The 11,479-nt window shown below is 68.2% G+C and carries 12 protein-coding genes; 7 read left to right on the top strand and 5 right to left on the bottom strand.

Features of this window, described 5'->3' with window-relative positions; all coding sequences use genetic code 11:
- Nucleotides 1–170: 170 nt before the first annotated feature.
- Together QRN34_RS10655 and glmU are read left to right on the top strand one after the other, a co-directional pair.
- Nucleotides 171–1,247 carry a DUF748 domain-containing protein gene (locus QRN34_RS10655; RefSeq protein ID WP_285404339.1) on the top strand — a complete coding sequence of 359 codons (1,077 nt, stop codon included), beginning with the start codon at nt 171–173 and terminating at the stop codon, nt 1,245–1,247.
- Nucleotides 1,248–1,314: 67 nt separating this feature from the next.
- The gene (gene glmU / locus QRN34_RS10650; protein ID WP_285404338.1) at nt 1,315–2,694 is read left to right on the top strand and encodes a bifunctional UDP-N-acetylglucosamine diphosphorylase/glucosamine-1-phosphate N-acetyltransferase GlmU; all 1,380 of its coding nucleotides are present in this window, start codon (nt 1,315–1,317) and stop codon (nt 2,692–2,694) included.
- Between the two features lie 35 nt (nt 2,695–2,729).
- Here the strand turns inward: glmU and QRN34_RS10645 are convergent, their stop codons facing one another.
- The gene (locus QRN34_RS10645; RefSeq protein WP_285404337.1) at nt 2,730–3,719 is read right to left on the bottom strand and encodes a pteridine-dependent deoxygenase; all 990 of its coding nucleotides are present in this window, start codon (nt 3,717–3,719) and stop codon (nt 2,730–2,732) included.
- Between the two features lie 164 nt (nt 3,720–3,883).
- Here QRN34_RS10645 and QRN34_RS10640 point away from each other — a divergent pair, with 164 nt between their 5' ends.
- The 4 genes from QRN34_RS10640 (at nt 3,884) to QRN34_RS10625 (ending at nt 6,015) form a co-directional block, all read left to right on the top strand.
- Nucleotides 3,884–4,171 (top strand): phosphopantetheine-binding protein, encoded by a 288-nt coding sequence (locus tag QRN34_RS10640; protein WP_285404353.1) that lies wholly within the window; start codon nt 3,884–3,886, stop codon nt 4,169–4,171.
- Nucleotides 4,172–4,232: 61 nt separating this feature from the next.
- Complete coding sequence (locus tag QRN34_RS10635; RefSeq protein ID WP_285404336.1) at nt 4,233–4,547, top strand: hydroxymyristoyl-ACP dehydratase; 315 nt, start codon at nt 4,233–4,235, stop codon at nt 4,545–4,547.
- Nucleotides 4,544–5,575, top strand: a complete 1,032-nt coding sequence (locus QRN34_RS10630; RefSeq protein ID WP_285404335.1) for an acyltransferase — start codon at nt 4,544–4,546, stop codon at nt 5,573–5,575. The genes QRN34_RS10635 and QRN34_RS10630 overlap by 4 nt, the downstream gene beginning before the upstream one ends.
- A 5-nt stretch (nt 5,576–5,580) precedes the next feature.
- Complete coding sequence (locus tag QRN34_RS10625) at nt 5,581–6,015, top strand: phosphotransferase (RefSeq protein ID WP_285404351.1); 435 nt, start codon at nt 5,581–5,583, stop codon at nt 6,013–6,015.
- A gap of 182 nt (nt 6,016–6,197) precedes the next feature.
- Here the strand turns inward: QRN34_RS10625 and QRN34_RS10620 are convergent, their stop codons facing one another.
- The 4 genes from QRN34_RS10620 to QRN34_RS10605 are packed head-to-tail and all read right to left on the bottom strand — an operon-like array spanning nt 6,198 to nt 10,609.
- Nucleotides 6,198–7,802, bottom strand: a complete 1,605-nt coding sequence (locus tag QRN34_RS10620; RefSeq protein WP_285404334.1) for a tryptophan 7-halogenase — start codon at nt 7,800–7,802, stop codon at nt 6,198–6,200.
- A gap of 37 nt (nt 7,803–7,839) precedes the next feature.
- Entirely contained in the window at nt 7,840–8,610 is a 771-nt protein-coding gene (locus QRN34_RS10615) for a glycosyltransferase family 2 protein (protein ID WP_036138337.1), read from the bottom strand.
- The gene (locus tag QRN34_RS10610; RefSeq protein ID WP_285404333.1) at nt 8,607–9,410 is read right to left on the bottom strand and encodes a beta-ketoacyl synthase chain length factor; all 804 of its coding nucleotides are present in this window, start codon (nt 9,408–9,410) and stop codon (nt 8,607–8,609) included. The genes QRN34_RS10615 and QRN34_RS10610 overlap by 4 nt, the downstream gene beginning before the upstream one ends.
- Nucleotides 9,407–10,609: a beta-ketoacyl-[acyl-carrier-protein] synthase family protein gene (locus tag QRN34_RS10605; RefSeq protein ID WP_285404332.1), complete on the bottom strand. Its 1,203-nt coding sequence runs from the start codon at nt 10,607–10,609 to the stop codon at nt 9,407–9,409. The genes QRN34_RS10610 and QRN34_RS10605 overlap by 4 nt, the downstream gene beginning before the upstream one ends.
- A 103-nt stretch (nt 10,610–10,712) precedes the next feature.
- On the opposite strand from QRN34_RS10605, the gene QRN34_RS10600 reads away from it, so the two are divergent.
- Complete coding sequence (locus tag QRN34_RS10600) at nt 10,713–11,420, top strand: YdcF family protein (RefSeq protein ID WP_285404330.1); 708 nt, start codon at nt 10,713–10,715, stop codon at nt 11,418–11,420.
- Nucleotides 11,421–11,479 lie beyond the last annotated feature (59 nt).

Below are 11,479 nucleotides of genomic sequence, written 5' to 3'. Positions count from 1 at the left end.
CCTCTGAGCGAGTTCGGCCGCTTGCGGCCGCTGCTCGAGCGCAGAGGGTGACCGCGCGACGCCTCCGCCCCGCTAACGCGCGAAGAACTCTCTTTGGCGTAATCACCGTCTTCATCCGGAACTAACCCGCGCGGCGCAACACTGTCACGTCATTTCAAGGTGATTGCCCCATGCGCACCCGCTACCGCCGCAGCTTCTGGATCATCGGAGTGGCCGCCGTCGTGTTGATCGCGGCCCGCATTGCCTTGCCCTATGTCGTGCTCAACTACCTCAATCACCGTCTGGCCCATATGGGCGCGTACAGCGGTCGCATCGCGGATATCGACATCCACTTGTGGCGCGGTGCGTATTCCATCGACGAGATGTCCATCACCAAGGTGGACGGCAAGGTGCCGGTGCCGCTGTTCAAGACAGCCCGGGCGGATATCTCGCTGACCTGGAAGGCGCTGGTGCAGGGACACTTCCGCGGCAAGATCGATTTCTTCGACCCGGTGGTCAACTTCGTCGACGGTAAGTCCGAAGGCGAGAAGCAGACCGGCCAGGGCGTAGACTGGCGGGAGCAACTGCACGCGCTGGCACCGTTCCGCTTCGACGAGATCAACGTCTCCAACGGCACCATCACGTTCAACAACTTCGTATCCAGTCCCAAGGTCGACCTGAAGATGACCGACGTCAACGGTCAGGTGACCAATCTCACCAACGTCAAGCGCGAAGGTGGCGACCGCGTGGCGCACATGCACGCCACGGCGAAGGTGCTGGGCGATGCGCCGCTGGAGACCAGCGCGGAGATCGATCCCGTGGAGCGCCTGGGCGATTTCCACTATTCGATCTCGATCCGCAACATCAAGCTGGTCAAGGCGAACAGCCTGGCGCGTGCGTATTCCGGCCTCGATTTCGCCGGTGGCGAAGGCGACTTCGTGATGGAACTGCAGGCCAAGGACCGCAAGCTCACCGGCTATGCCAAGCCGCTGTTCCACGGCCTCAAGCTCTTCAGCTGGAAGCAGGACGTGGAGCAGGACAAGAAGGGACCGCTGAAGCTGGCTTACGAAGCGGCTGCCGAGGGCGTGGCCAAGATCTTCAAGAACCATGCGAAGGACCAGTTCGCGACGCGCGTGTCCATCTCCGGCAACATCGACGACAAGAGCGTATCCACGTCCGATGCCATCGTCGGCATCCTGCGCAACGCCTTCGTCGAGGCCTACAAGCCCAACCTCGAGAACCTGTCCAAACGGCCGGACGACAACTAGCCGACTTGGCACGGCCGGCCAAACGCGCGACAGTGCGGCCCTTGTATCCAGGCAGGCAACATCGCTCATGACCGCTACGCCCCTTCACGTCCTTGTCCTTGCTGCCGGCGAGGGCAAGCGGATGAAGTCCGCTTCCGCCAAGGTGCTGATGCCGCTGGCCGGTCGCCCCCTGCTGGCGCATGTCGTCGCTGCCGCCCGTGCGCTGGATCCGTCGAGCATCCATGTCGTCTACGGCCATAACGGCCAGCAGGTGCGCGACGCGTTCGCCGCCGATACGGCGCTGGGCTGGATCGAGCAGCGTGAGCGCCTCGGTACCGGGCACGCGGTGCGAATCGCGCTGGAGCACCTGGACGCCGCGGGCATCCTTGCAGGGCGTGTGCTGGTGCTCTACGGCGACGTGCCCCTGGTGCGGTCGGAAACGCTCGCGGCGCTGGTCGGCGCGCCCGGCGCCCTGGCCATGCTGGCCACGCGCCTGGCCGATCCGCACGGTTATGGCCGCGTGGTGCTCGACGCCGACGGCCGGGTCACCCAGGTGGTCGAGGAAAAGGATGCCGACACCGCTCAGCGCGCGATCGACCGCGTCAACACGGGGATCGTTGCCGGCGATGCCGCGCGGTTGCTCGGCTGGACGCAGGGCCTCGGCAACGCCAACGCCCAAGGCGAGTACTACCTCACCGATGTCTTCGCCATGGCAGCCCGTCTCGGCATGCCGGCGGCGTGCGTGCCCTGCGATCCCGTCGAGGCGTCCGGTGCCAACGATCCGTGGCAGCTGGCCGGCCTGGAAGCCCTGCATCGCGAACGCGCGGCGCGCGAGCTGGCCCTGGCTGGCGTGCGCCTGGCCGATCCCGCGAGGTTGGACGTGCGCGGCACGGTACGTGCTGGCCGCGACGTGGAGATCGACGTCAACGTGATCCTCGAAGGTGAGGTGGTGCTCGGCGACGACGTCCGCATCGGCCCGTTCACGCGGCTGCGCAACGTCACGCTGGCGGCGGGCACGGTGGTGCTGGCGCACGGCGACCTCGACGGCGTGGTGACGCACGGTCCGTGCACCATCGGTCCATTCGCGCGCCTGAGACCGGGCACGGACCTGGCGGCCGGGGTGCATATCGGCAACTTCGTGGAGACCAAGAACGCGAAGATCGGCACGGGCTCCAAGGCCAATCACCTCAGTTACCTTGGCGACACCGTCATCGGCAGCGGCGTGAATATCGGCGCGGGCACGATCACCTGCAACTACGACGGCGTGAACAAGAGCCGCACCACCATCGAGGACGGGGTGTTCGTCGGCTCCAACAGCGCCCTGGTGGCGCCGGTGACGCTGCACGAGGGAGCGACGATCGGCGCCGGTTCCGTGATCACGAAGGACGCGCCGGCGAACACCCTGACGATCTCCCGCGCGCGGCAGACGGCCATCGAAGGCTGGGCACGGCCCACCAAGCGGTCCTGAGCGAAGGGGCGGCGCCGCACGCCGCCCCTTCGTCATCAAGCGTGGCGGTAACGCCAGCCGTCGATCTCCACCAGCAGCTCGGCACGGCAGATATCGCCGTGCACCAGCAGCAGCGGTGCGCCGGGCAGGCGTCGCGCGGCGAAGGCGCGCACCGCTGCTTCGTCGGCCGGATGCCGCACGTAGACCTTCAGCGGTGCCGACGCGCCGAGACCGGCGGGCATGCCCGCCGAATCCAGCAGGGCGTCGAGGTTGCGCAAGGTCTCCGCCAGCTGGGCATCGAGGTCGCCCGCATGGGCCGAGGCGTGCCCTACGACGGCAGCCGTGCCGGAGATCGCCAGCACGTCGTCGGCGGGCAGCAGGGTGGCCCGGGCGAAGCTGGGCGGCGTGCGGCCGTACTGGCGCGGGTATTGCCACGCGCTGACCTGGCGAGGGTTTTCCACCCGCGTGCCGGGCCTGTCGGTGGCCAGCAGGTACACCTGGAGCAGGCCGGGATCGTCGTGATGACCGATGGCGGAGGCCGCCGGAAAGCCCTGCGAGAAGGCATCGCCCATGCCACGTATGCGGCCGGTGCAGAAATGCTTGTAGCGCTCGTCGTCGCCGCCGCCCTGGTTGATGGCGCCGAGGTAGTTCCAGATGCGCTGCACGTGGCACTCGTCCGCCTGCCCGACAAAGTCGGATAGCAGCCCATAGGCATAGGCTGCGGCGCCTTCGGGGCCGCCGTGGTCGTTCTCATGGCACTGCACCGCGGCATACAGCCAGCCGCCGCCACGCGACCAGCGCAGGTCGCCCTGGCGGCCGGCCTCCACCGGGACGTCCACCTCCCAGGCTTCCATCGGCGCATCGCCCAGGGGGCTGAGCGCGACCCGCAGCCAGCGCGGATCGTCGCTGTGGCCGGCGTCGGGCCCGAAGCCGAACAGCGCCAGGGTATGCGGGCCCGGCGCGACCGGACCGTGGCGATAGTGCACCCGTGGCGAGGGTGCGGCCGCGAGCGCCGGGCGCTCGCGCATTTCAGTGCCTTGGGGCATCGGATATTCCATAGAACGCGTTTCAGCGCATCATATCGCCCCGCAACGGGCGCGGAACGTGAACGGACAGGCTTGGCGCCTCGAACTGGCGTCGGCGAAGGGCCCAGGGCGCTGTGGTAAACTCCGCGACCGCTGCCATCCGGGGGGAGGCAGGCATATCCAGGATCTGGAAAGACCACATGGCAACGCAAACCGCAGCACAGCACGAACTCGCCGAACTGATCGTCACGAGCCTCAACCTCGAGTCGGTGCAGCCGGCCGACATCGATCCGGATGCGCCGCTGTTCGGTGGCGACCTGGGCCTGGACTCCATCGATGCGCTCGAAATCGCGCTGGCCGTGTCCAAGCAGTACGGCTTCCAGCTGAAGTCCGACAACCCGGACAACCGCACCATTTTCACCAGCCTGCGTACGCTGTCCGATCACATCGAACAGCACCGCGCCGCGGCCTGAGCGTCGTTCCAGTGCGCACGGGATGGGTCGATCCTGCCCCGGCCGCCCACCGGAGATGCCAATGAGCGATGCCGCCGATCCCGCGTCCTGCGTGCGCACCCTGCGCTTCGACGCCAGCCACCCCAGCTTCGCGGGTCACTTCCCGGGGCAGCCCATCGTGGCCGGCGTCCTGCTGATCGAGGCTGCCGCGTCGGCGCTGCTCGCGTGGCGGGGATTGCCCGTGCGCCAGGTGGTCGACGCCAAGTTCCTCGCGCCCCTGCGGCCGGACGAGACGGCTGAGTTGGAGCTTGTCGCGCTCGACAGCGGGCGCTTCCGATTCACGGTGCGTCGCGGCACCGACATCCTCGTGCGCGGCACGCTGGAAGGCGCTGCATGAGCCACTGGCAGCAGCGTGAAGGCGGCGGCGTGGTGGCGATCTGGCTGATCCGGACGGTCGCGCTGGGCTTCGGGCGGCGTGTCGCCCGCCTGCTGCTGTATCCGATCGCCCTGTATTTTTTCCTCCGGCGAGCCGACGAACGCGCCGCCTCGCGTGCCTACCTGACCCGTGTCCTGGGGCGTCCGGTGCGGTCCCGTGACGTGTTCCACCATATCCACCTGTTCGCGGGCACCTTGCTGGACCGCTTGTTCTTCCTCGCCCGTGGCGAGCGCGACTTCCAGGTGGAGACCGAGGGTCTGCAGCACCTCGATCGCTGGATCGACGTGGGCCGCGGCGTCCTGCTCATCGGTTCGCACCAGGGCAGCTTCGAGGCGCTGCGTGCGCTCGGCGCACGGCGTCCCGACGTGCCGTTGCGCGTCGTGCTCGACAAGCAGAAAACCCCGGCACTCACCACGGTGCTCGAAGCGCTGGCGCCCGACGTCGGCGCCGCCGTGATCGACGCATCGCGCGGGGGTGCCTCGGTCGCGCTGGCCATGGCCGAAGGTGCGGCGCAGGGCGCGATGGTGGCCTTGCTGGCCGACCGCGGGCACCGCGATGAAGCCACTCGCAGGGTGCCCTTCCTCGGCACGCCGGCACCGTTCCCGGTGGGTCCGTGGCTGCTGGCCGCGGCACTGAAGATTCCGGTGGTGCTGTGCATGGGCATCTACCTGGGTGGCAACCGCTACCGGCTGATCTTCGAGCCGTTCTCCGACGGCATTGCCGTTCCGCGTGCGCAACGTGCCGCGGCGCTGGACGACATCATCGAGCACTATGTCCGGCGTGTGGAGCATTACGCGCGCACCTACCCGTTCAACTGGTTCAACTTCTACGACTTCTGGCAGGAAGCCGATGCGGCCGCCGGTGCGTCGGTGGCCCACGCCTCCGACGATGCCGCGCCTGTCGCTCACACCCCCGTCGCAGATGAAGCCGTGCCCGTCGCCCACGCGCCGGCCGCGTCTGGCCACTCCGTCACCGAGCCTCTTCGATGACCGCCATGCTCGACAGGGCCGACTTCATCGACCTCATCCCGCACGCAGGCGACATGTGCCTGCTCGACGGCGTGTTGGCGTGGGATGCTGCGTCCATCCATGCGGTAAGCACCCGCCACGGCCTCGAGACGCATCCCTTGCGCGGTGAGCGCGGCCTGCACGCGGTGCACCTGGCCGAGTACGGGGCGCAGGCGATGGCCGTGCACGGCGCACTGCTGGCGAAGGCACAGGGTCAGACCGAACCCAAGCCCGGCATGCTGGTCAGCCTGCGCGGCGTGCGACTGGCCGTCGACTGCATCGACACCCTGGCCGGTGCCCTCGACGTGCATGCCACCTGCCTGATCGCTGACGGCGCGGGCGCGCAATACACGTTCCGTATCGCGCACGATGGCGTGGAGATCGCGTCGGGACGAGCGGCGGTGATTCACCCGGGCGGGTGAGTCGCGAATCGCGCACAGCGTGCGCTCCTACAGCGCGATGGTGTAACGCGCACGACGTCCACGATAACCGTGCCCCGTTGTAGGAGCGCACGATGTGCGCGACATCTTTTCGCGATGACCTGCATGCTCACGCACCAGCCCGCACGCACGGCCTCAACACATGTCGCGCACAGCGTGCGCTCCTACGCGGCTTCGACCAGGGTGGGGAACAGTTCGGTGCGGGGGCCGTCGAGGTCGTGCAGGTGCGCGGCATCGTCCAGCACGGACGGATGATCGGCGGCAGCACGTTCCACGATGGCCGCCCCGAGCAGCCGCATCATGTGCACGTTGTCGCGCAGGCGGGCCGTCAGCGCTTCCGTATCGAGGGTGTCGTGCAGCGTGGCGTTCATCTGTGCAAACCATGCCAGCTCGCGCTGGTCGAGCATGGTCCGCGGATTCCGTCGTTCCGATACCGCGTGCCAGCGTTGGAAGAAGGCCTGCATCTCCGTGTTGAGCTGTGACGCGGCGGCCAGTTCCGGCCCCAGCGTGGCGATGAGCGCACTGTCGGCAAGGCGCTTCTGGAACACCAGTTGGCAAAGCACGCCCCAGTAATAGGCGTAATCCCAGATCACCTTGATCGGCAGCACCTCGGGGTCGCCGAACAGGTTGTACTGGCCGCGGTACATCGACAGCGTGTTCTCGTAGAACGAGAAGAACAGACGTTCGTAGAGTCGCGCGTGCGGCGCGAGGGGCTCGCCGCGGCGATCGAGTCCAACCAGTGCGGTGATGTAGGTGTTGGAGATGGCGATGAAATCGCTGCCGGGCGAATAGAACGGATCGAGGAAGGCGCCGGCTTCCCCGGTGAGCGCCCAGCGATCGGAGGAATACATGCGCGAGCAGCTATAGGAGAAGTTCCGGAAGAAGGCGAAGTCGAGCAGCTTGTCGCGTCGCTTTTCCACCTCTCGCGCCACCAGCGGCTGGTGCTCGTGCATCCAGGCGAGCGCACGGTCGAAATCGCGCATGCCCTCGATCGGATGCATGGTGGCATCCGCTACGATGCCGACGGAATGCGCGCCGGACGACAGCGGGATCAACCACAGCCAGTAACCCGGACCGCACAAATGGTTGGTCGAGCGCCAGCGCTCCGCGGGATCGCAACGCGCCTGCCATTCGGCGTCGCCGCACCAGTCGTCGATGGCCAGGCGGTCGTCGATGCGGAACCAGACCGCGTTGGCGTGATGCCCGTTGTCGCGCGTGAGTTCCAGCTTGCGGCGGATCATGCCTGCGCGGCCCGAGGCATCGAGCAGCCAGCGGGCCTCCGCCACATGGTCTTCGTCCTGGTGCCGGAAGCGCACGGTGTGCGGCTCGTCGGACGGGCCGATCTCGAAGCCGCGCACGACGGCGCCCGCGAGGAACACGATGCCGCGACGGGTCGCTTCCTCGGCGAGGAAGTTCTCCAGGATGCCGCGGTCGATCTGGTAGCTCGGCGTCGGCAACACGGCGCGAACGCCCAGTTCCACCACGTCGGCGAGGTCGTCGCGCCCCTCGGAGAAGAAGAAGCGGAAGCCGAACTTGCGAATGTGTTCGGATTCCAGGTGCTCACGCAGGCCCAGCGTTTCCGCGAAGTAGTGCGCGGCGATCTCCACCGTGGACTCGCCCACCTTGTGTGCCGCCACCGGCAACGGATGCACGTTGCGTTCGAGCACCACGATGCGCATGTCGGGGTATTCGCCCTTCAGTTGCAGGGCCAGCGTCAGGCCGGCAAGGCCTCCACCGAGGATGATTGCGTCATGTGTCGTGCGATCCATCGTGGTGGCCTCTCGAGCGATGCGGTGGTGCGGGGGATCAATGCGAAGGGTGCGCGGCGCTGCCGGCATCGACCACGACGGGGTGGGCGCGTGACGAGCGGTAGCAGGCCATGACATTGCCGTAGTGGAAGATGCGCCCGATCGTGTAGACCGTGATACGGGTGACGTCGCGTACGGGCTGGAAATGGCTGAGCCGGAACTCGCCTTCGTAACGCGAAGCGATCGGCACGGAGACGACGCCAATGCCGCGTTCGCGGCAGGCGGTGATCAGCAGCGCGGCCTCGAAGACGAAATGCTCCGCCGGCAGGTCAACCAGTTCGATGGCGGCACGTGGGTAGAGCCGCTGGCCGCTCTGCGTGTCGGCCACCGGTCGGCCGCAGGCCCACGAGATGCCCCAGTCGGCCACGGCATTGGCCCGGCGGCGACCCGGCGGTTGCTGGTCGCGCGCGAGCAGCCGCGCGCCGATCACGATGCTGCCCGGATAACGCCGGTTGGCCTCGAGGATCGCCGGAATGTCGGACGCGCGATGCTGCCCGTCACCGTCCATCGTGATCACGTTGTCGATGCCCTGCCTGAGCGCTTCGCGAAACCCGGTACGCAACGCTTCGCCCTTGCCCCGCCGTGTGTCGTGGCGGAGCAGGGTGACCGGCAGCGCACCGACGATATCCGGGGTGCGATCGTCCGATCCGTCGTCGACGACGATGACAGGCAGGCCCAGTTCCAGGGCCTCGCCGACGACGCGAGCAATGGCGCGTTCCTCGTTGAGGCAGGGAATGAGGATGCAGAAGCGTTCACCAGCCGCGGTCATGCCGAGATCTCCAGATCGATATGCAGGTCAAGCCCCTGGGCGGCCGCCACTCGCAGGGCGGTGGGGCGGCCATGGGCCAGGGCGCGCAGCAGCGGCAGCGCCAGGGCGGAAGGATTGCTCGCCGCTACTGCATCCATCCATGGATCGCCCGAGGGCTCATGGGCGCTGTTGCCCACGGTGGGCATCAGGTCGAGCCGCATGGCGGAACGGTCTTCATGGGGCGACAGCACCAGTGCGCAGGCGAAGGGCCCGGTGCTGCTGGTCATCTCGCCTAGCGGCCCGGTGCCGGCGATGTCGTAGCTGGCGAGCAGCACGCTCCGGTCGTCCGCGACCGCCAGCGTGGCGGCTTCGAGCAGGCCGGCACCGAACGTAGCCTCACCGCCCGTTATCGCGCTGGAGCTGGCATGGCAGTGCGTGGCGATGGTCCAGTAACCGGCCGGGGCGTTGTGCACCGAGTTGTGGAATTTCGTCGGCGACAGTTCGGTCGGTGCGCTGGCCAGGGTGGTGCACATGTAGTCCGTGATGGCCTGGTCACCGTGCGCGGAAGCGAACACGCAGGGCAGCGAGGCGGCATCGTAGCCGCTCATCTGCACGGCCTGTCCGGCGGCGGCGGCGGCAAGCAGCACGCTTTCCGGCGCACGCCGGCGTTCGTTGGGCGGCAGGACGTCCGCCGTGGGACGCGTCGTGGCCGTTTCGGGCGCGGCACCGTCGTTGACGACGGCGAGGAAGCTCGTCCAGTTCGCCACGCCGGGTGCCCACAGGCCGACGCCCTTGACCCATACGGTCAGCGCCGCGCTCATGCCGGTTCTCCGGCGCGTGCGAATGCCAGGCATGCGTTGTTACCACCGAAGCCGAAGGAATTGCTCAGGGCGAAGCGGATATCGGAGGTCTCCCGCTGCCAGGCCATCTGCGGACCGCACAGCGGGTCCGGCACGCTCGCGCCGAGGTTGGCCGGCACGACGCCGTCGCGCATCGCGAGCAGGGTCAATGCGGCTTCGAGGATGCCGGCGGCACCCAGGGTGTGTCCGGTAAAGCCCTTGGTCGAACTGGCGCGCGTCGTGGCGGGGAAGCGGCGCGCTACCAGCGCGGCCTCGACTTCGTCGTTCTTCTGGCTGGCGGTGCCGTGCAGGTTGATGTAATCCACCTTCGTCGCCACGAGGCCGGCGCGGGTCAAGGCGTCGTCGAGGGCCAGTTCGGCGCCCAGGCCTTCGGGATGGGGCGTGGACATGTGGTGGGCATCGCTGGCCTCGCCGTAGCCGATCAACAGCGGCAGGTGCTCACCCTCCACGGCACGTTCCAGCAGGGCGAAGCCGGCGGCCTCGCCGATCGAGATGCCGGCGCGCTCCGCGTCGAACGGCTGGCACGGCGACGCCGAGACAAGTTCCAGCGAGTTGAAGCCGAACAGCACGCTGTCGCATAGCGTGTCGGTACCGCCGACGACGGCGGCATCGATCAGGCCCAGCCGGATCATCCGCTCCGCGTTGGCGAACACCTTGGCGCTCGACGAGCAGGCCGTGGCGACGGTGAGGCAGGGACCCTCGAGCGCGAACGTGGTGGCGACGAAGCCGGCCAGCGAATGCGGGGTATGCAGCATGGGGCGTCGCAGGTCCGCGGGCATGCGCCCGTCGTCCAGGCGGCGGTAACCCTCTTCGGTCAGGCCGATGCTGGCGGTGGAGGTGCCCAGCAGCACGGCGACGCGGGAGGCGCCATAACGCTCGCGTGCCGCATGCACGGCACCGGCGAAACCATCCTGTTGCAGGGCCAGCCAGGCGAGCCGGTTGTTGCGGCAGTCCCACCCGGCCCATTCGGGTGGGAGGGGTTCGTCTTCGAGGCCGTCGACGCGCCCGATCCAGCACGGTAGCGGCGCGGAACTGAAGTCGTTCGGACGAAGGCCCCCTTGTGACGAGGCGATGGCGGCGGCGTGTGCGTCGAGACCGCGACCCAGCGCGGAGGTCGCCGTGTACGCGCGTATGGCGAGGGGGGGCATGGGATGAGGCATGTGAAGAGCCTATCCTTTTTAGCGCGCAGCGTCGCGTGAACGAGGGTCGCAGGGGCGCCATGTCGTTGCGTCGCGCAGCCCGAGTGGCCAGACTCCGCTGCCTATGGCCGGCTTACTCAAACCCCTCCGCCGCGGCGTCTGGCGCTACCTGAGCGATCGCGACATCCTGGTCGCGGCAGGGGTGACCCTCGTCGTCTTCGTCGGCAGCCTCGGCCTGGTCTACGTGACGCATCTGGTCAACGTGTGGCGCATTGCATGGCGCAGTCCCGTCCTCGGCAACACGCGCCGCGCGCTGCTGATCTTCGGGCGCATGCTGGTCCAGGATCGGCCGGAGGCGGATTTCATCGGTCGCCTGGCACGGGGCCGGGACAACGTGCTGGCCGGCCGGGCCGACCGGGTCCTGCTGCTGGGCGGCAGCAGCGGCGGTTCGATCAGCGAAGCCGAGGCCGGCCGACGCTGGCTGGCCGCGGCCGGCGAGTGGCCCGCGGAGGTCGCCGTGACGCTGGAGCAGCTGTCGATCGATTCCCTCGAAAACCTGCGGCACGCGCGCGAACTCCTGCGCCCCGCTCAGGCGGCGCCGTTGCCTGCGGTCTGGCTGGTCACCAGCCGCTATCACCTGGCCCGCTGTCTGTACCTGGCGCGACGGCTCGGCTTCGATGCCGCGCCCATCGCGGCGGAGCCCCGTCTGGCGCTGTCCGGCCGCTATATCGTGCGGATGCTGATGGAAGCGGGTTACCTGATGTGGATCGACATCGGCATGCGCTGGGCGTCGCTCACCGGCAATCGGCGGATGGCCGCGCGCATTTCCTGATGCGTCACCGTCGCGCGGCCGCGTGCCGCAGCAGGGGCGTCGCCGCGTCTTGCTAAGCT

The organism is Luteibacter sp. ME-Dv--P-043b (assembly GCF_030209605.1).
GTDB lineage: Bacteria > Pseudomonadota > Gammaproteobacteria > Xanthomonadales > Rhodanobacteraceae > Luteibacter.
This window is presented reverse-complemented; position numbering and strand designations above follow the sequence as displayed.

Bases quoted from the DNA above. Each gene is read 5' to 3' on its own strand.
- QRN34_RS10620 (WP_285404334.1), bottom strand. From the start codon at position 7,802: ATGGATCGCACGACACATGACGCAATCATCCTCGGTGGAGGCCTTGCC.
- QRN34_RS10645 (WP_285404337.1), bottom strand. From the start codon at position 3,719: ATGCCCCAAGGCACTGAAATGCGCGAGCGCCCGGCGCTCGCGGCCGCA.
- QRN34_RS10625 (WP_285404351.1), top strand. From the start codon at position 5,581: ATGCTCGACAGGGCCGACTTCATCGACCTCATCCCGCACGCAGGCGAC.
- QRN34_RS10615 (WP_036138337.1), bottom strand. From the start codon at position 8,610: ATGACCGCGGCTGGTGAACGCTTCTGCATCCTCATTCCCTGCCTCAAC.
- QRN34_RS10655 (WP_285404339.1), top strand. From the start codon at position 171: ATGCGCACCCGCTACCGCCGCAGCTTCTGGATCATCGGAGTGGCCGCC.
- QRN34_RS10635 (WP_285404336.1), top strand. From the start codon at position 4,233: ATGAGCGATGCCGCCGATCCCGCGTCCTGCGTGCGCACCCTGCGCTTC.
- QRN34_RS10605 (WP_285404332.1), bottom strand. From the start codon at position 10,609: ATGCCTCATCCCATGCCCCCCCTCGCCATACGCGCGTACACGGCGACC.
- QRN34_RS10630 (WP_285404335.1), top strand. From the start codon at position 4,544: ATGAGCCACTGGCAGCAGCGTGAAGGCGGCGGCGTGGTGGCGATCTGG.
- QRN34_RS10610 (WP_285404333.1), bottom strand. From the start codon at position 9,410: ATGAGCGCGGCGCTGACCGTATGGGTCAAGGGCGTCGGCCTGTGGGCA.
- glmU (WP_285404338.1), top strand. From the start codon at position 1,315: ATGACCGCTACGCCCCTTCACGTCCTTGTCCTTGCTGCCGGCGAGGGC.
- QRN34_RS10600 (WP_285404330.1), top strand. From the start codon at position 10,713: ATGGCCGGCTTACTCAAACCCCTCCGCCGCGGCGTCTGGCGCTACCTG.